Origin of the sequence: Halobacillus sp. A5 (genome assembly GCF_024189315.1) — a bacterium.
In the GTDB taxonomy this organism is placed as follows: domain Bacteria; phylum Bacillota; class Bacilli; order Bacillales; family Halobacillaceae; genus Halobacillus_A.
The window spans coordinates 343,136-362,990 of record NZ_JAIZEO010000002.1 but is presented as its reverse complement, the minus strand read 5'-3'; the positions used below and the strand labels follow the sequence as shown (position 1 = coordinate 362,990).

Annotated in this window: 16 protein-coding genes; 1 reads left to right on the top strand and 15 read right to left on the bottom strand. The window is 42.1% G+C overall.

Annotated elements, in window-relative coordinates:
* Positions 1–10 precede the first annotated feature (10 nt).
* The 12 genes from glgA to pgsB form a co-directional block, all read right to left on the bottom strand.
* Positions 11–1,441 carry a glycogen synthase GlgA gene (gene glgA, locus LF822_RS09995; RefSeq protein ID WP_253923884.1) on the bottom strand — a complete coding sequence of 477 codons (1,431 nt, stop codon included), beginning with the start codon at positions 1,439–1,441 and terminating at the stop codon, positions 11–13.
* 265 nt (positions 1,442–1,706) lie between these two features.
* Positions 1,707–2,813 (bottom strand): glucose-1-phosphate adenylyltransferase subunit GlgD, encoded by a 1,107-nt coding sequence (gene glgD / locus LF822_RS09990; protein WP_253923883.1) that lies wholly within the window; start codon positions 2,811–2,813, stop codon positions 1,707–1,709.
* A gap of 11 nt (positions 2,814–2,824) precedes the next feature.
* Positions 2,825–3,988, bottom strand: a complete 1,164-nt coding sequence (locus LF822_RS09985) for a glucose-1-phosphate adenylyltransferase (RefSeq protein WP_253923882.1) — start codon at positions 3,986–3,988, stop codon at positions 2,825–2,827.
* Entirely contained in the window at positions 3,985–5,898 is a 1,914-nt protein-coding gene (gene glgB, locus LF822_RS09980; RefSeq protein ID WP_253923881.1) for a 1,4-alpha-glucan branching protein GlgB, read from the bottom strand. Before glgB ends, LF822_RS09985 begins: the two co-directional genes overlap by 4 nt.
* Before the next feature lie 194 nt (positions 5,899–6,092).
* Positions 6,093–6,941, bottom strand: coding sequence for a carbohydrate ABC transporter permease (locus tag LF822_RS09975; protein WP_253923880.1), 849 nt, complete (start codon positions 6,939–6,941; stop codon positions 6,093–6,095).
* A gap of 33 nt (positions 6,942–6,974) precedes the next feature.
* On the bottom strand, positions 6,975–7,868 hold the full coding sequence (locus tag LF822_RS09970) for a carbohydrate ABC transporter permease (protein ID WP_253923879.1): 894 nt from the start codon (positions 7,866–7,868) through the stop codon (positions 6,975–6,977).
* 105 nt (positions 7,869–7,973) lie between these two features.
* Positions 7,974–9,317 carry an ABC transporter substrate-binding protein gene (locus LF822_RS09965; protein ID WP_371925877.1) on the bottom strand — a complete coding sequence of 448 codons (1,344 nt, stop codon included), beginning with the start codon at positions 9,315–9,317 and terminating at the stop codon, positions 7,974–7,976.
* 79 nt (positions 9,318–9,396) lie between these two features.
* Positions 9,397–10,308: an N-acetylmuramic acid 6-phosphate etherase gene (gene murQ, locus LF822_RS09960; protein WP_253923878.1), complete on the bottom strand. Its 912-nt coding sequence runs from the start codon at positions 10,306–10,308 to the stop codon at positions 9,397–9,399.
* A gap of 608 nt (positions 10,309–10,916) precedes the next feature.
* Positions 10,917–12,749, bottom strand: coding sequence for a gamma-glutamyltransferase family protein (locus tag LF822_RS09955; RefSeq protein WP_253923877.1), 1,833 nt, complete (start codon positions 12,747–12,749; stop codon positions 10,917–10,919).
* Entirely contained in the window at positions 12,746–14,002 is a 1,257-nt protein-coding gene (locus LF822_RS09950) for a CapA family protein (RefSeq protein WP_253923876.1), read from the bottom strand. Before LF822_RS09950 ends, LF822_RS09955 begins: the two co-directional genes overlap by 4 nt.
* Before the next feature lie 12 nt (positions 14,003–14,014).
* Complete coding sequence (gene pgsC / locus LF822_RS09945; protein WP_253923875.1) at positions 14,015–14,464, bottom strand: poly-gamma-glutamate biosynthesis protein PgsC; 450 nt, start codon at positions 14,462–14,464, stop codon at positions 14,015–14,017.
* Positions 14,465–14,503: 39 nt separating this feature from the next.
* Positions 14,504–15,757, bottom strand: a complete 1,254-nt coding sequence (gene pgsB, locus LF822_RS09940) for a poly-gamma-glutamate synthase PgsB (RefSeq protein ID WP_253923874.1) — start codon at positions 15,755–15,757, stop codon at positions 14,504–14,506.
* Positions 15,758–15,945: 188 nt separating this feature from the next.
* Here pgsB and LF822_RS09935 point away from each other — a divergent pair, with 188 nt between their 5' ends.
* Positions 15,946–16,299: a DUF488 domain-containing protein gene (locus tag LF822_RS09935; RefSeq protein WP_253923873.1), complete on the top strand. Its 354-nt coding sequence runs from the start codon at positions 15,946–15,948 to the stop codon at positions 16,297–16,299.
* Between the two features lie 22 nt (positions 16,300–16,321).
* Here LF822_RS09935 and LF822_RS09930 read toward each other — a convergent pair whose 3' ends face one another.
* From LF822_RS09930 to LF822_RS09920, 3 genes are all read right to left on the bottom strand, one after another.
* Positions 16,322–17,647 carry a hypothetical protein gene (locus LF822_RS09930; protein WP_253923872.1) on the bottom strand — a complete coding sequence of 442 codons (1,326 nt, stop codon included), beginning with the start codon at positions 17,645–17,647 and terminating at the stop codon, positions 16,322–16,324.
* Positions 17,648–17,730: 83 nt separating this feature from the next.
* Positions 17,731–18,432 carry an ABC transporter ATP-binding protein gene (locus LF822_RS09925; RefSeq protein WP_253923871.1) on the bottom strand — a complete coding sequence of 234 codons (702 nt, stop codon included), beginning with the start codon at positions 18,430–18,432 and terminating at the stop codon, positions 17,731–17,733.
* Between the two features lie 109 nt (positions 18,433–18,541).
* On the bottom strand, positions 18,542–19,840 hold the full coding sequence (locus LF822_RS09920; protein ID WP_253923870.1) for a globin-coupled sensor protein: 1,299 nt from the start codon (positions 19,838–19,840) through the stop codon (positions 18,542–18,544).
* Positions 19,841–19,855 lie beyond the last annotated feature (15 nt).

Genomic DNA, 19,855 nt, shown 5'->3' with positions numbered 1-19,855 from the left:
CCATTCGCGCCTACTCTAATGCTGCTTCATACAATTCACTGTAACGGTTAGCTGAATACTTCCACGGATACTGACTTTTGGCCATATTCTTAACAAGCTGCTTCCACGCGTCTGAATCCTGATATAAGGATATGGCACGGCGAATTGTGAACAACATATCGTGGGCATTGTAGTTAGTAAATGTAAAGCCGTTGCCTTCTCCTGTTCTTTCTTCAAAAGACTGCACGGTATCAGCCAGACCTCCAGTCTCCCGTACAATCGGGGCAGACAGGTAGCGAAGGGCGATAAGTTGACCAATACCACAAGGTTCAAAGCGAGAAGGCATCAAAAATAAATCACTGGCTCCATAGATCTGACGAGATAAATCTTCACTAAACATGATATTCGCGGACATCTTATCCGGATACTTGGATTGTGCCCATTGGAGCATATGTTCATACTCCGCTTCCCCTGTTCCTAAGACAACGATTTGAACATCCTCTTGTTCTAGTAATTCTTCCAAAACTCTCCCTACCAGATCAAAACCTTTCTGTTCGACAAGGCGGGAAACGATTCCAATCATTGGTACCTCCTTACTTACCGGAAGTCCCAATTTCTCCTGAAGCCACATTTTGTTCTGCGCTTTCTTTAAAAGCGATGTTCGAAAAGGAAATGCAAGGCTTTCATCCTTCATTGGGTTAAATGCTTGATTGTCGATACCGTTTACAATACCCGACAATTTCTCTGATCTTTCCCTAAGTACTCCATCTAGGTTTTCCCCATAATAAGGAGTTTGAATCTCTTTTGCATAAGTTTTACTGACCGTGGTAATATGGTCAGCGAAATTAAGGGCACCTTTCATGAAATTGATATTCCCGAAAAATTCTAACCCTCCTGTAGTCATCATATTCCCGTCAAAGCCAAGTAAATCATATAAAACCGAATCTGGATAAATTCCTTGATACTTTAAGTTATGAATAGTGAACACGGTCTTCATATCCTGGAACTTTGGATCGCTTCCATAATGAGTATGAAGAAGCACTGGAACTAATCCAGCCTGCCAATCATGACAATGCAGCACATCAGGCTTCCAATCCATTTTGCGGATCATTTCCATAATGGCTTTATTAAAGAAGACAAAACGTTCCGCTTCGTCGTCATACCCGTATAGGTTTGAACGCTTAAAGTAATATTCATTATCAATAAAGTATACAGGTATTCCGTTATGTTCAATATATTGCACTCCGGCATATTTATTACGCCAGCCAATCTCCACATTAAATGTTTGAATAGTTTCCAGCTTAATTTTCCAATCGTCACTCATCGTTTCATACTTTGGAAGTACGACACGTACCTCGTGCCCGTCCTCCTTCAATGCATGGGGCAGTGACCCTAATACGTCTGCCAGCCCGCCTGTCTTAATAAAGGGTGTACACTCTGAACCAATCATTAACACATTCACACTTACTCATCTCCTTCTTTTCATTAAGCAATGTTAAATGCTTGCCTTAAAAATAAGTGAAAGTAAAGATAATCCATATTAATGGGTTATCACATTAATCCCTTGTAATAAATCAGCGAGGTAATCAACCCGCTTGATGTGGAGGACTTGATAAATCTTTAAATCTTGGAACCCTGTCATGGTCTTCCTCAGGGGCCGGCAGCCTCTTTCTTTAAACAAAAAAGACTGTCAGAAACGTACATTCAGACAGCCTCTTTTATGTTGTTTACATCGTTTTACTTTTCGCAACGACAAAAGGCTTCTCGGGAGCACCTATAAGTGTGCGCCCTGATGAGATCGTACAGTCTTTATCGAGAATAACGTTTTCAAGCACTGCGTTTTCTTCGATTTCACACCTCTGCATAATGATGGAATTTTTAATAACCGCTCCCTTTCCAACCTTCACCCCTCTAAAAAGGATGCTTTCTTCTACATGCCCGTTTACAATGCACCCATTAGCCACGAGTGTATTTGTAACATTTGATGACCGGGCATATTTGGATGGTGCTTCATTTTTTATTTTTGTATAAACCGGCGAGTCTTCTTTAAATAACTCATCATGGGACGAGCGGTTTAACAGCTTCTTGCTGTTTCTATAATAGCTTTCCACAGAGTTAATTAAGGAATATGAGCCTTTATATTCATAGGCTTGTATATTTATTTCCGGCAGCCTTCCTTTAATTCCATCGAGGAAGAAGTGCGCACACCCGTGTGCAATACACTGTTCAATTAAATAATAAAGGTAGTCTTTTTCAATAATATACGTATCCATATACACATTCGAGCTTTGCTGATCATTATGAATGGCAGCCACCCGGCCGCTGTCATCGATCGTCAGCTTATGAGCAAGGTTATGCTCAGGCTGGAGATCACGGACTTTTGTATAAACGACAGTGACATCGGCTCCCGATTGTTTATGAGCATCAAGAACATCGCGATAATCAATATTGCAGATGCTCTGTGAACCGGATACAACAATATAATCCGCCAATGTTCGTTTAATAAAGTCAATATTATTATGAAAATGCTGTAAATCGCCTCTTGATAAATCGGTAGGGTCATTCCAGTCTGGAGGTAGAATAAATAACCCGCCACGCTTTCTGTCTAAGTCCCATGCCTTCCCTTGTTCCAGATGATCCATAAGTGAACGATATTTGCGCCGTGCGAATACGGCAATGGCTTCAATTCGGGAATTGGTCATATTCGATATAGTAAAATCAATCATACGGTAGCGTCCTGCAAACGGAACAGCCGCTCCACATCTAAAATAGGTTAGTTCATCCATTAAGTCTTGTTCATGATCCAGGTTAATAATTCCTGCAATTCGGTCCATCTCGTCACCCCTTACTTAATAATTGTTGCATAGCTTGATGCCATGACGCTGCCCTCTTCAGCCACTAACGTAATTTGGCTGTCAGGGTTTGGGTCTCCTATTACGGAGTTGTCTTCAATATTGCTTCCTTCTGCAATGATGGCCCGGTGGATCTTAACGTTTTTACCGATCTTAACGTTGGGCATAATGACCGAATCTTTTATAACAGCACTATCTTCTACATGGACACCATAGAAAATAACGGATGTATCAATGCTTCCGTAAATGCGGCACCCTTCATTAATCAACGCATTTCTTACAGTAGCGCAAGGCGCAATATATTGTGCAGGCTGATTAGGGTTCTTTGAGTAAATCCTCCATTTATTATCGCTTAAGTTCAGCTCAGGATCTTCTTTTAATAGATCCATGTTCGCTTCCCATAAACTGTCGACTGTACCGACATCTTTCCAGTAACCTTCAAATTTATATGCGTGCAGGTGCTTTCCATCCTGAAGCATAGTTGGAATAATGTCTTTTCCGAAGTCGTGGGAGGAGTTGTCTTTTTCTTCATCTTCTAACAAATACCTTTTTAATACTTCCCATTTAAAAATATAAACGCCCATGGAAGCAAGATTACTTAAAGGGAAATCCGGCTTTTCATCAAACTCTATAATTCTTCCATCGTCATCTGTATTCATAATGCCAAAGCGGCTTGCTTCATCCCACGACACTGGAATAACAGAGATCGTTGAATCAGCGTCCTGCTCAATATGCTCTTCAAGCATGCTGCTATAATCCATTTTATAAATATGGTCCCCTGATAAGATCAACACGTGTTCAGGTTCGTATCGATCCAGAAACTCAATATTTCGATAGATCGCATTCGCCGTTCCGGTATACCAGCCTCCACCTTCAGACTGCATATACGGAGGCAGAACGGACACCCCGCCATAATTTCGGTCAAGATCCCAGGAGGAACCTATGCCGATATAGTTATTCAATATAAGTGGCTCATATTGTGTCAATACGCCCACGGTATCGATACCAGAATTCGAGCAATTACTTAAAGGAAAATCGATAATTCGATACTTTCCACCAAAATAAACGGCAGGCTTTGCTATCTTCTTAGTTAATGATTTCAGTCTTGTGCCCTGCCCCCCTGCCAGAAGCATGGCTACGCATTCTTTAGTTTTCATTCGTTTTCCTCCTTTGGTGAAGAAGTTCTTTTTAGAAAGCTTACGGCTAACGGCGGGATGGTCATCGAGACATGATGAGGCTGGCCTTGCCACGGCTCATTTCCCGTTTGTAAGGCTAGTCCATTGGTCTGACCTGATCCTCCAAAGTGGGTGGCATCGCTGTTAAAGATTTCTTTATAGCAGCCTTCTTTCGGCACCCCTACTTTGTATCCGTGATAAACCTCTGGAGTAAAATTACAAACAATAATGAGTTGGTCGGATGCATTGCGGCTGCTCCTTGCAAAAGAAACAATGCTTTGCTCATAATTGTTAGGGTCTATCCAGAAAAACCCTTCTTCATCATGGTCTAATTCCCATAGAGCCGGCATGTCGTTGTACAGTTGGTGAAGCTGTTTCACGTACTCTAATGTAGAGGAATGTGATTCGTAATCGAGCAGCTCCCAGTCTAAGTCTTCGAGATCTTTCCATTCATCGAACTGACCATATTCTGTCCCCATCATAAGCAGTTTTTTACCTGGGTGTGCATACATGTAAGCGAGAAAGGCTCTGAGATTAGCGAACTTCTGCCAATAATCACCCGGCATTTTATTGAGTAGAGATTTTTTTCCATGAACCACTTCATCATGTGAAATCGGTAAAATAAAGTTCTCAGAAAACGCGTAGAAAAATGAAAATGTAATTAAGTGATGATGATGCTTTCGATGAATAGGATCCATTTCGATGTACTTTAACATGTCATTCATCCAGCCCATGTTCCATTTATAGTTAAAGCCAAGGCCGCCTAAGTAAGTTGGGGCACTTACCTGTGGCCATGAAGTAGATTCCTCAGCCATCATCAGGATGTCTGGAACCTCTTCAAAAATGGCTTCATTCAATTTTTTTATAAAAGCTACGGCCTCTAAGTTTTCTCTTCCGCCGTATTCGTTGAGTTCCCACTGGCCGTCTTCCTTGCCAAAGTCCAGATAAAGCATGCTTGCAACAGCATCTACTCGAAGTCCATCCAAATGAAATTCTTTCAACCAATAGATAGCATTTGAGATTAGAAAGCTTTGGACTTCATTTCTTCCAAAATCGAAGGTAAGCGTTCCCCACTGCGGCTTCTCTGCTTTAACTGGATCTTGATACTCGTACAGTGGCTCGCCATCGAACCTTCGCAGACCATGCTCATCCTTACAAAAGTGAGCAGGCACCCAGTCCAGAATAACGCCTATTCCGTTTTGATGGCATTGATCAACAAAATACCGGAAATCGTCGGGCGAGCCATAGCGGGAAGTCGCCGCAAAGTATCCCGTCGTCTGATAGCCCCAGGAGCGGTCAAAAGGATGTTCTGTAATCGGCAGTAGCTCGATATGAGAGTAGCCGAGTTTTTTTACATACGGAATGACCATGTCTGCGTATTCTCTGTAATTGTAGTAAACTTCGGTTTCAATATTCTTCCAGGAGCCTAAATGCAGTTCATAAATTGAAATTGGAGATTCATAGATATTTAATTTCTCTCGTCTGTTCATCCATTGATCGTCATTCCATGAATATTGATGGAGAGGATAAGTGACTGAGGCTGTATTTGGGCGCAGCTCACTGGAAAAGCCATAGGGATCGGCTTTCAGCCTCAAATGCCCATGTGGTGTTAAAATTTCGTACTTATACACTGTTCCTTCGGTGATCTCTGGTATAAATCCATACCAAATTCCATTCTCGTTTAATTTTTTCAGTCTATGGTTCGACCCATCCCAATTGTTAAAATCACCGACGAGGCTTACTTGCTCAGCATTCGGTGCCCATACCGCAAAACGGTAACCTTCCTCGCCATTCTCTTCATGAGGATGAGCTCCGAGGAGTTGATAGCTGTAGCGTAAATTTCCTTGATGAAATAAATAGAGATCGTGTTCAACTAATGTTTCGTTTAACACGCCACCGCCTCCTTAATCTGTGCTTATTATTAAGCATAAAATGTTACGGAACCGATTACAATTAATTTCTTACAAAAAGTTCCGAAAATTATGTAACTTTTTGTCGGATTATGTATGACAGCGCTTTATAAGACAAAATAAGACAAAAAAATAAAGCTGTGCGTTACAGCCACAGCTTTTATTAATATCAGTATTCAGCCCTTTATGGCTCCTTCAGTCATTCCTTTAGCTATCCGCTGCTGGAATATGGCATAGAGAATAATCACAGGAATAATGGCGATTGCCAAACTGGCAAATAGCGTCCCCCATGCATTCGTATACTCCGCTTCATTGCTAATATAATCAATCGCAAGAGCAAGGGTGTAATTCCCTTCTGATTGAAGGAAAATTAATGCCATAAAGTATTCATTCCAAAACTGAATCGCATTCATAATTGTCACAGTTATAATGCCGGACATCGAAAGCGGGGTGATTATTTTCAGCAGAATACCATATGGCGACAACCCATCCATTGAAGCCGACTCTTCAAGTGACTTCGGTATCGTGCTCATAAAACTGGTCAGCACGAAAATAGTAAAAGGCAGCTGACTGACGGCATAAACCATTGCTAACCCATAAATATTATCTAATAAATTAAACTGTTGTAATAGGAAAAACAAAGGAATCCAGCCCAGCACCATCGGAATCATCATAGCGGATATGTACAGCGTAAATAAAATGTGACTGCCTCTAAACCTTAAGCGTTCAATCGCATAAGCAGTAGGTATCGCTAAAACTAATGTAAGAACAGCGCCCAGTACGGTCACAATTAAACTATTAAATACACTCGTATCAATGTTAAAATCAGTCCAGGCACTTGAGAAATTTTCAAAATTAAACTGATCAGGCATTCCCCACGGATTCGCATAGATTTCTCCATTTGATTTAAAAGACCCGATAAACATCCAGAAAATCGGGTATAAAACAGCGATTGACCACAAAATGAGCGGGATTCTAATTCCGGCTCTTCCTAACAATTGACCCACGCTTTTTTTCTGCCGCATGTTTCTTACCCCCTTAAAGATTCCAACGCCAGCTTAATACTCTACTCGTTCCCGCCGCATCAAGAATTGTAAAATAAGCACCGTAATTAATGAGATAATGAGGATCATTACCCCTATGGTTGCTCCATAACCAAAGTCATACTGTTGAAAAGCCTGCTGGTATAAATACGAGCCCATCACATGCGTGGAGTTATTCGGCCCCCCGCCAGTCATTACCTGGACGATAATAAAAGAACCATTTAACGTCGTAATGACAATATATAAGATGGAAATTTTTATCTGCGGCCATACAAGCGGTAATGTGACTTTCCAAAACTGCTGCCATTCGTTGGCCCCGTCAATTTCCGCAGCTTCATAGTAGCTTTTCGAAACGTTAGCTATACCTCCCATGAGCATCAGCATAAACAGCCCGATCCCTGCCCATACAGAAGGCAGGACCAGACTTGCCAGTGCCCAATCCTCATTACCGAGCCATGCCCGCGTCCAGCTTTCAAGTCCAATCGCTTCCAACCCAGAGTTCACAAGCCCCATGCTCGGGTTGTAGATGAATGCCCAAAGGATACCGATAACTACAACAGACATAATATTAGGGAAGAAGAAAACGATTCGATAGAAAGGCGCCTCTTTAATTTTTAACTGAGTTAGTGCCACGGCAAAAAATAAAGCCAGCACCATAATGCCCACAACCTTTGTAGCCACCAGAAAATAATCATGGTAGATCGTGCGGGGAATAATAGAATCGTTGAACAGTTTTATGTAATTATCAAAGCCTATAAATGTCTTCTCCTGTGTTGCACCTGACCACTCAAAAAAAGAAAAGTACAATCCGCTGAATAGTGGATAAAGGGTGAAAATCGAGAACATAATGAACGTCGGTATAAGACAAAAGGCCAGGAATGTATATTTTTGCTTCTTAGACTGTACCACCCACTCACCCTTTCTAAATAAAAGTAGAAAAACAAACCTCAACTAAAAAATAAGGATATGGAATATAAGGCTGCGCCTTATATTCCATATCGTCAGCATCATTAACTATTCATTGCTCTCACGATATTCTGCCGCAGCTTGCTCTGCCTCTTCCGTGAACTCTTCTGCTGTGATGTTACCCAACATCAGCGAGACTAATGAGTTGCCAATAGGCTCTTCTAAATCGGAGCTCATCGGGTGTGGCTTATTGTTAATTTGTACTTGCTCTTCATCATTGATCATATCGTTTGCTTCAATTAAATAATCCGGCACTTCTTCGTTCTCAGACAAATCTACACCGTTTAAGTTCATAATGGCGCCCGTATGTTCTGAGAAAGAACGTGCAAACTCCTTCTTAAATACAAACTCTACAAAAGCCTCGGCTGCCTCTGGATTCTCAGCTTCTTCAGCGATTGCAAGCGGACGCAGGTCCGGCACAATTGAATACGGCTCTCCCGAATCGTTCATAGGAGAAGGAACAAACCCAAATTCAAAATCCTCAGGGATATCATTTGCCATTTCATTTGGCAGCCAGAACCCAACAGGAATAAAGGCATTATCTCCCATTAAAAAATCCATTTGTGATTGCGTATGGTTTAAAGCACCGAAGCCATCGTCAATATATCCTGCTTCCTGCATTTCCTGTACTTTTTCCATTACTTCAACAACAGGATCACTCGTCCATGCTCCTTCAGCACCTGTAATCACATCATTCAGCAGCTCGTCACCGCCTGATGCACCAAAAGCAGGGTAAAGCACACCGCGTAAGAAGTAATATGGATGCTGTCCAGTTGTAACGAATGGAGAAATATCTTCACCCTCCTGAACTTCGCCCATGGTATCCATAAAGCCGTCAAAGTCTGCAGGCACCTCATAGCCTTCATCTTCAAACAATGCTTCATTGTACCAGGTTCCCCATGTATCAAATACGAGCGGCAGAGAGTAAATCTCATCATCATACGTTGCCGGTTCTACAATAAAGCTGTCAAGAAGCGGCTCACCTTCAACCTCAATATCTTCGACCAAATCAGAGAGGTTCATCAACTGACCATCTTCTACCATCTGCGTTTCACTCGACCCAGCACCGTCGATGTACACTACATCAGGTGGATCTCCAGACACCCAGCGCGATCTCATTTCTTCATTAATATTTGGACCTGCATGCTCGACGACGGATACATCAGGATACTCTTCTTCAAAATCCTCAATGACTTCTTTCCACCAGGAGTCCCCGTATCCACCAACAAAGTATTGAAGTTCAAGCTCTCCTGACACACCACCTTCGCCTGATCCGTCACCGCCGCCGTTATCTCCTGAAGAGTCATCATCAGATGAACAACCAGCAGCCAGACCAATAGTGAGCAGACCCATCCAAAGCAATGAAACAGGACCTTTAAGTAGCTTCTTCAAATTACTTCCCCCTTTTAATGTTGTTAAGTATATGAAACTCATTAACAGACTGAAAAGCCATTAATGTTGTTTCTGAAAGTTACGTGCTCTGCTTTAATATGTGAGCGATCGCTTTCCTTACATAACCATTATTCTGATGGATAGCCTTTTGCGCTTCTTTGAAACCGGCACCCGTCTCAATCATTACCACAGCTGGTTTCACTTCATGATTCGTTTCTTTTAAAACTTTCTCTGCTTCGTCGTAAGAAGCTTTGGTGATTTCCATAATTGTTCTTTTTGCTCTTTCCATCAATTTATAATTACTGGCATGGACATCAACCATCAGGTTCTCATGCACTTTTCCAAGTTGAATCATTGTTGTAGTACTGATCATATTAAGAATCATTTTGTGAGCAGTCGCTGCTTTCATGCGTGTCGAACCTGTCAATACTTCAGGTCCCACCACGACTTCAATTTCACAATCTGCGTGACGGCTGATCTCTGAGTGCTCATTGCACGATAACGAAATGGTATACGCACCTATTTTACGGGCATATTTTAAAGCTCCAATTGGATAGGGAGTTCTCCCGCTGGCTGTGATCCCAATGACCACATCATCCGATGTCAGCAGTTTAGCTTCCAGGTCTTCAGCCCCTTGATTCTCATTATCTTCACAACCCTCTACTGCACTGAAAAACGCTTCATTTCCCCCTGCCATTATGGCCTGCACCTTCTCTGGCGGGGTCATAAAAGTAGGCGGACATTCTGATGCATCAATAACGCCGAGCCGGCCGCTGGTCCCTGCTCCCACGTAGAATAACCGGCCGCCTTTTGCTAATGATTTATAAATCTTTTCGATTGATATGTTTACTTTTGGAAGGACAGACTCTACAGCCCGGGCTACTTTCTTGTCTTCATCGTTTATTGTATGTAAGGCTTCCATGATCGACATTTGATCCAAAGTCATACTGCTCTTGTTTCTTTTTTCAGTTGTTAGATTCGATAACTCCATGAACGCAATCGACTCCTTACCTCTAGTCTTTTATATATGCCTCCTTTAATAAAGGAGTTTTACTGATTGTGATGGAAATCTGGATGAAATGCGGCGGGAAAAAAGGAGATGATAAATATGTAAGCGCTGTCTTGTGGTTTTGCTAAAATTGCGACAATTTAATAGCTGACTTCATCATATTCTTTTTGAATTATTTTGTCAATGTTATGTTTATGTTTTAGAAATTTTATTTCAGATTGTATAAAAAAAAAGGATTTGAAAAAAGTAAAGCAGTGGTCCCGCAGGAAAGCGCAGCATTTTGACGGAGCGATAGAGTAAATTCTCTTTAACATAAATAATCCGAACTGATTTCTACAAAATCATTCGGATTATTTTATGTTTTATTCAGTTTTGTCCCGACCTCTTCCCGGCTGTTGAAAGAGTTGGGGTAGTTGTACCTCATGAGGTCTCCATCAGGGCTTTTTCCGTTCCTAGATCAAAACAGACTCGTGGAACCTTTGAAATACGGAGCAGAGTTAAACAAGAATCTTAGACGCCGCTTAGTTTAGTGACCTTTTAGCGAAAAAAGATCAAAGAGAAAGCGATGGGTTCTCGACAAACTTCTCCAACTATTCGCCTGTTTCGTCTTCTACTAAACCTTCCTCGTCTGCAATCTGCCAGGTTCCTAATCGACGCTGATCTCCTCCGCCAAACATCTCTTGTACTTCTCCATTTGAGCGGACCCCTAACCCTTGAATCCCGCCATAATAAAGCGGAGAATCATGAGTAATAACAGAATAGTTCATCCCTTCACGTAAGGCCTCCAGGGAAGTATCTTCCACCATGTTCTCCAGGTGGACAACGTTATCTTCCGTGTAGAACCTTGGTCTCATGATCGCCTCCTGTAAATTTATTCGTTCCTCATTGTCATCTCTGCCATATTCATACTGTAGAAATGTTTGAATCAGCATAGCCGGTATCCTTGAACCGCCCGGGGAGCCAAGCCCCAGCACTGGTTCCTCATCTTCCGCAAAAATCATCGGAGATACAAATGAGCGTGGGCGCTTTCCAGGCTGATATTCATTAATTGAACCTTCGACAGTACTGAAATTATTCAACTGGTTATTAAGGAAAAAACCATTTGAGTACCTTCCTGAGCCGAAAAACTCACCAAGGGAATTCGTTGCGGAAGCCATCATGCCATCCTTATCGACAACCACAAAATGTGTTGTATTCCTTGAGTCATTTATTTCATTCGGACTGTCCAACAATTCTGCGGAGCTTGTCATTCCGCTTCCATCCTCAGAAAATTCCTGCTCAAACAGCTCATCTGTATAATCTTCAGATGTAAGCTCTTCCTGGTCGACTTCTTCAAACTGAGGGTCCCCAAGAGTACTTACTCGTTCACTGTATACCTTATCCGTAATTTTATTAACAAGGTGAATGTAAACGGCCTGCCATTCCTCGTCATTCACTACAGCTTCCATGTCTTCAGGAAGGCCATCAGCCAGATAGTCAGGCAGTTCTCCATTTTCATCTTCGAATTCACTTTGAATGACTCCTTCAAAATCTTCCTCCAGGCGTTCCATCATCTGCAGTGCCTGAATCACGATAACACCAGACGTTGGAGAAGAACCTGCATAAACCGTCTGATCTTTAAAGCTCCCTGCAGCCGCTTTCCTTTCCGCCACTTCATAGGAGGATAAATCACTTTGAGGAACATTTAGCTCTGTGGCAATCTGTTGTCCAAGCTCCCCTTCGTAAAACCCATCTGCGCCATTTTCCTGTATAATCTTCAGTGTTTCAGCCAGTTCTTCCTGAACGAGCGTCTCATTCATGGCAATCGGCTGTCCCTCAGGGTAAAAATTGGTTCTTTCAGCTTCAGGAAGCTGAAGGTAACGGTCAGAGCTTTGGATTTGTTCATTAAAGATGCGTCCCACTTCAAACCCTTCTTCTCCATACTCAATAGATCGGGATAATAGTTCAGCCCACTCCTTGTTTTCTCCATAATCCTCATACAAGGCTTCCATCCCTTTAACAAATCCTGGAACAGCTACGCCTCTTTCAGGCCATTCCCCACTCTCCGGGGCCGCTTCTCTGTAGTCATAAGTCATTGCATCCTGTCCCGGTTCCTGAACGACCATTTGACCTCCGCCTCCGACACCTGAGCCATAGGGTTCAACCACGCTTAAAGTAAAAGACACAGCGATTGCGGCTTCAGCAGCATTACCGCCTTCATTCAAGACTTCCATTCCTGCCTCAACAGCTAATGGATGGAGAGCACTTACTCCATAGGCGTATGACTCCTCATCATCCGCATCAATTTCCACCGCCTCCGAAGGCTCCTCCTCCTGATACGGCTCTCGAAATGCATCAAACTCATCTTCAAAATAATAATTCCACCCTACTAAACCAATGAACACAATAACAGCGAATATGTTCGTCACTTTTAAGTAATTCATGAGTCTGACCCTCCGTAATCCAGTACGCCTGCTTCTTGTAAATCAATTACGAGCCGGCTGTCTTCAACTTTCCATAAATCAGGGTCAAGCTCTTTCCTCAGCGTCCTAAAAATACGGTAATCCCGGTAAGGCTTTAATATCCCCTTTGTTTCCCGCGGCTTCGTGTCAGTAATCTGCATTGGAATAAATGAAAGATCTGTGCTTCCATCCTCTAAAAAGTCAAGCTGGGCAAGGGTGGATTCTTTAGTCCGCGACCACCCCTGGTCAAATACAAAGTTTCCAAGACTATTCATGACAAGAGACGTATTATTTTGAGTTTCTACTACAGTAACCGGTTCGAGGACATGGGAATGGTGGCCGATGATAATATCAGCCCCAATGTCTGTGAGAAGCCAGGCGAGATTTTCCTGCTCCTCGTTTGAACCGACCTGGTATTCATCCCCCCAGTGAGCGTGTACAATAACTACATCTGCTTCCTCACTCGCTTCTCTAATGCGGTTTTGAAGAACATCCAGGCCGTCTCCCGTTAGAACTCCTCCAACATAATCTCCAGCGCTGTAGCCTTGAACGAATACGTCCGTAAACCCTAGAATTGCAGCTGAGTAATCGTCGCTTATATCAAAATAAGAAATCTCTCCAGCATCTTTGACTTCTTCTTCCTCACTGTCCGTTTCTACCTGTGCTTCCCCAGAATCAAGGACGTCACCTATTCCGAGCAAATCCATATCCAGGCTTTCCATGTGGTTCAGTGTCTCGGTTAATGATAAATCTCCATAATCCATGGTGTGGTTGTTTGCTAAAGTAACTGAATCAAATCCTGCATCTACAAGAGCCTCCTCAGCTCCTGCTTCAGCATAAAGATGGATATCCTTATTATGTAATTCATAGTCTTCCATCTGACTTTCAACTTCCTCGTCACTTGTGTCAATTACCGGGTTTTCAAAGTTACCTGTAGCGTGATCGGACTCCTGTAAATATGGAGTGACGTAGGAGAAAACACGGTCAACCGGCTCCCCTTCTCTTAATGCCGCGTCCTGAACGTGCCTGCCAAGCATCATATCACCCACCATGGATACACGGTAATCAACATTGTCGGGCCTTGTATCCTCAGGCACCGGAACATTATCAATCTGTTTATGAGCAAAAAAAGGAATGGACAAAATGATAGCGAGAATAATAGAATGAGAAACAGTTTTCTCTCGATGTTTTTTGACCCATGCCTGCATAAATGTCTTCAGCTTTGTTTCTTTCATACTAAAACTCCCCTACAGCAAATGATAGACCGTAATAAAAACAAATGTAAAAAACGCAATAACAAAAGTGGAGCTGAACGTAGGGATAACCCCCTGCCTTTGAATCGAATTGGCTATTAACCCAGGTACAATAACCCCGATCCCCCTGAGTTCCATGACTGGAAAGGGTGTGAGTGGATAGAGGTAATCCATAGACATTTTTAATAAAACCCCTACTGTTAACATGGCAGCAAACTTCCGCCGTCCATAAAGAACAGTAAATCTGGAAAGCACTTGAGTCACCAGAAGGTAAGTAAACAAACTAATCAATCCTACAACCAGGACATACATCACCTGGTCAAAAATTAAAGCAAGATAGCCGGGGACCACCAGGCCCGCCGGCATAATTCCAGTCTTCTCTGCGTAAAGCAGACTCAATAAAACCCCAATAACGATCGCAATGTACAAATCCGTGCCAAACAATTCGTCTCCAACCCCTTTTTAAACTCAAAACTTATTTGTTTATTTATTCAATTGATAGCTTCTCTCTGTAAATTCCACGGCTGACATGGAGCCGTCCTGCTTCTGCCGTTCTCTTTGTGATAATTCCTTTTCTTCAATTGCCGCGGCAAACTCCTCCCCTCCCCCATGGATATTGCCTATTCCGTAGACGAGTGCATGGTCAGGTAAACGATTAATGTAATCAACCGCCTTTTCAACCGGCTGCTTTTCCAGGTTTACAATGTGGTTCGTTCTTATCTTTCCTTCATCATAGGCTGACAGAATGGGATGAGCTTCCTTTCCAATGATTACAAGACGGTTGATCTCCATATAAGGCAGCACCTTTTCGGCAAACTCGATCGTACGTTCCACGCGGTCATGACGGCAGTTCATAACTACGGTAACATCATCCACCGGATATCCTTGTTCTTTAATGCGCTCCCAAATGTTTAAAGTAGAGGTCACATCATTAGCTGCAAATCCATTAAAGAAATACTTAGGCCGTTTCTCATCACCAAATTGGTGAACACGCATCGCACCAGGGTCAACAGGAGCATTTAACATTCCCTGCAGTGCCGTGTCCCGATCAACCCCCAGTATATCAGCCACTGCTAAAGCCAAAGCTGCATTTTGAGGAAAAATCATGAACGGAAATTTTTTTAGATATTCCTCATCAACTGTACTTTCGTCCGCAATGATCACTTTTGAGTTCCGTTTTTGAGCTTCTATTACAAAATAGCTTTGATAAGTGGTTTCGGGAATAATCAAATAACCATTATGAGGGATAGTGGAGCTGAAGGCGCGTGCTATATCATCGAGAGTGGGTCCCATGATATCCAGATGGTCTTCCATAACATTTGTTATGATCGTTATATTGGATTTCACCAATTTCTCCTGGAATATCTTCTGATACTCCGGGTTAATTGCCATACATTCACTTACGAAAGCATCGGCTTTCCGATTCGTAACTTTATGTACCATTTTTCTTTGTTCACTAATGTTCGGCCCTTGCAGACCACGTACGATAGGCTCTTCTTCTTCTAAATCCCAGTAGAACATTCTTGCAGAGGTGCCTGTTGTCTTGCCGACTACTTTTTCACCGTTCTCCTTTAGAATTCCCATTACTAAACGAGTCACAGTGGACTTTCCCCTGATTCCATTAATAAGAATTCTAGTAGGAATCCTCTTCAATTTATGATCCAGTGAATTTTTTTCCCATAAACCGATAACAACAACAATTACTGTAAAAATAACCAGGTAGGTTAGCTCGTTCACAAATTCACCCCTTTTACTAAATAGTTATATGTATCCATATAAACCAACAAATAAACTAAAATTTTACACTTTTTCGCTATTTTTATAGTAACATAATTTCCATTCTCTGTTTATCGAATTTAAAAGATGGAAAATAAACCTAAGAAGAGGACTAGTTAATAAAAATATAGAGGATGGAGGAAGAATTTGTGTCGGTTATTTTAAAAAGAATTTACGATGAAGATCAAAACATTGGAGGATACCGTGTGCTTGTAGATGGAATTTGGCCCAGAGGCATCTCTAAAGAGCAAGCCCGGTTAGATGAATGGATGAAGGAAATTTCACCAAGCTCAAGTTTAAAAAAATGGTTTAATCATGACCCCGACAAGTTCCCGGAATTTAAAAAAAGATATAAAAAAGAACTTCAAGAGGACCCCGAAAAAAAAGAAAAGGTTAAGGAGCTGAAGAAACGGGCAGCCAGAAACCGCGTCCTCTTACTTTATGGAGCCAAAGACGAAACTCATAACCATGCTGCAGTTATAAAAGAATGGCTTGAACAATAGTCGGAATAGGCGTCCTTAACCTTCATGCGGCTGATCGGTAAAAAGGACGCTTATTCAAATAAATTTTAATCAGCGGAGGAAGAAATACACCTAAAACGACAGGAGAAACATATACCCCGGCCCCTAGAAACAAATATCCGCAGAGCCTTAGAACTTCCTGAACCTGTATGTTTTTCTGCTGAACAACATTTACCCTCTCTTGTAATCGCAGGTGTAAATCGTACATGCTCCAAAAGATCAGGGCGATGATTTGAATAATAAAAGCGAGGTGAAATCCTTTTAAAAAACCGACAGCTGCTGCAAAGAAAATAAATAGAATGACCAGCCCTCCGGCTGCCCAGCGATAAAAAGTACTGAGCCACCCTTTTTCTTCTATTGGAATTATATTTAAAAGAGGATGCTCCTGAAATTGATCTGCAAATAAACTGGCTGCCATTTCTATATAGACATATACAGCAACAGGGAGACTAATATATATGACCCAATAAGTTTGAGCAGGCAGAACAACGACGATGACAGCACTTATAAGCAAGGTTTTCCATACATAACTGAACTTATGATGTAAGTGATGGCGCCAAAGCCGATGATATAATTGATGAATCTCATTAAAACGCTGCTTCGCCCTCCGGCTTCTCAGGAAAGTTTGAAGAACTCCGTAACGCTTCGGAGGTTTAATTGAAGTGCCTGTTATGTGACTGATTAATTTAATATTCCACACTCTTGCATCGTTAACTTCCACCGTCCGACCCCAGTCCACTCCCTGCAGGCTGCGGGGAAGGATATATATATTTACACCCAGCAACACCAAGCCAAGCAGCCACCCGACCCATCCCGCATGCAGGTCTAAGGCAGACACGACGTAACGTAATCCCGCAATAAAAAGAAACGCAGTTACGACACTGCTTAATTTTTGCCAGCGCGAGAGCGAAAACAGCTTCCACTGGATGAGAATAGTTAGAATGAAAAACAAACTGAAAACGGCTGCCAGGTAAAAGACAAATGAATACGTAAAGGGAGTAATCCATCCAAAAAGCAATGCTGCTGCAAAAGCTCCCGCCAGGTGCATACCTCCTCTTATTAAGGCAATGTGCCAAAGCAGGTGGCTTCTCGTATGCGGCAGCATGCTCATATTAAGCTCACTCGTTGTAAAGGCTAAGCCGGAATGAAAAAAAGACTGAGAGCAGGATCTAAGAAAAACAACTGCAGGAAGCAGCCACACTACTTGCTGGATCTGTGCCTGCGAAGATTCTACCAACGGAAGAAATCGGTCTAACCAATCCGCAGTTATAAATAAAAGCAAAACACCAAAGATCAAACAATAGACGATCACCGTGATATCAAAATTCACCAAAAAGGCCTGCTGATACAGATTCCTTTTCTTCTGGAGCCTCTGGCTGCGTACCCAGCAGTAAACTTCCCATGTCGAGAAATTCATGAAGACCCTCTCCGATCCAGTTGATCAAATTCCTCCACTATTCCAGCCGAAGAAACCCGGCCGTTTTTCAACATAACAAAATCATCTGCCAGGTCATGGACTTTTTCAAGCTGATGAGTCGTAAGCAATATACTCGTTCCCAGGTCCCGCCGCTCTTTAAGCAGTTTCTCTAAATATGCTCCGGCATACACATCTAAGCCCATAAAAGGTTCATCAATGAGCAGCAGCGGAACGTCTGGAAGCAGTGCACAAATGGTTTGAGCTTTTTGTCTCATCCCTTTTGATAAAGCTTCTGGATACTCATCCAACTTATCCATCAGTTCAAACGCCTCGGCATAGACTTGGATACGCTCAATAAATAGATGATCAGGAATATCGTAGCTCTTTTGATAAAGCTGAAAATGCTGAAACACTGTCAGTTCATTCAAGAGCAGAGGTTCTTCGGGGATATAACTGAATTGATATTTATATTCTGAGAAATTCTGATCCTGATTTATGCCATTGATTGAAATAGTTCCGCCTGCTTTCTCCAGTGAACCTGTAACAGCCTTCATTACCGTTGATTTCCCAGCCCCATTATGGCCGACTAAAGCTGTAATCCGGCCTTTATCCACTTCAAACGAAACTTGCTTCAATATAGATTGATCTCTAATGATAATATGACAGTCATGAATTTGGAGTACAGGATGAAGGCTCATATTTCATTCCTCCGCTAACTATTTTCTTTTTACTACGTATATGAGAGGGAGTAGGTTTCAATCATAAAAAGAAAGAGCAGAAGCAATGCTCTACTCTTTTCATTCCCGTTTATGGTTGTTCCGTAACCTCGGTCAACTGTTGAGATGAGGCAGCTACCTGGGCTACAGCTTCATTGATCTCCTGAATAACCTGTGAAAATCCTTCCAGTTCCTTTTCGATTCCAGAATTATACTCCTTATTCCGGGCCATTGCTGCTACAATTTCTGTGAAAAAGTCATTAATTTGATTCATGTTCTCTGTACCCTCTAAGATCAGCTGCTCAATGCCTCCTACGTTATGAGAGACCTTATGTATCTGACCGTTTGTAGACTGAATTAACTCAGAAACCTCTGAAACGGAGCTCTTCGTTTGTTCAGAAAGCTTACGTACTTCATTGGCTACCACTGTAAAGCCAGCCCCGTGTTCCCCGGCACGCGCTGCTTCTATTGAAGCATTCAATGATAATAAGTTCGTCTGCTCCGCAATAGACGACACGATCGTTACGATTTGACTGATTTCATCTGCTGTTCCTTTTAATTTTTCCATTTCATCTTTGATTTGTTGAATGCTTAGCTGGATATGATTCATCTGCGACTGCTGTACTTCAAGCTGTTCTTTTCCTTCTGTTGACTGTGCTTCTACGTTTTGAGCCACTTCTGTTCCTTTTTTTGAATCGCCAAGGATTTTGTCACTTTGTTCAGTCAGCTGTTCCGTTGAGGCACTGGCCTGCTGTGAGATAGCAGCGAGTTCTTCAGACATTTCATCTATTTTTCGGTAAGCTGCAGCTTTCTTTGCTGCTTCCTCTTCACGTATTCTTAGGTTTTCCTGCTCAAACAGTTCCAGTACGATCTGCTGTTCAAAGTTTAATATTTTTGTAGTTGCCCGGACGGCCCGCCGATACTCCTCTCCATTTATGATTTCCTTATCATAGATGGAGAGGAGAGAATTCAATAAATCCTGAAACGAACACATATACCACTTAGGCTGCAGACCGATTCTCACATGAACTTCTGCTATAATTTTTCTTTGATGAATAAACTTCTCATTAATAACGCCATTAAACATTTCTTGAATATGGTTTGTAAGAGTTTTCTTCAGCCTCTCGACTGAGCTGTGATCATCAATAATATCCATCAGAGAGCCTTCATATTCTATATTGGTGTAAAACTGATCCACGATGCTTTTTATATTTTTCTTAATAATAGGCTGTAACGATTTCAATACCGATAGATCAGATTCAGTTAATTCAATCATTTGAAATTGTTTATGTAGCTCTGGATCTTTAATTTCAATGCTGCCTCTGGATTGAGAATCCAGGACAAAAGCGTCCGACTTTGTCTTTGTTATAGCTGCAAAAAGCTGAAACATCCAATTCCCCCATTA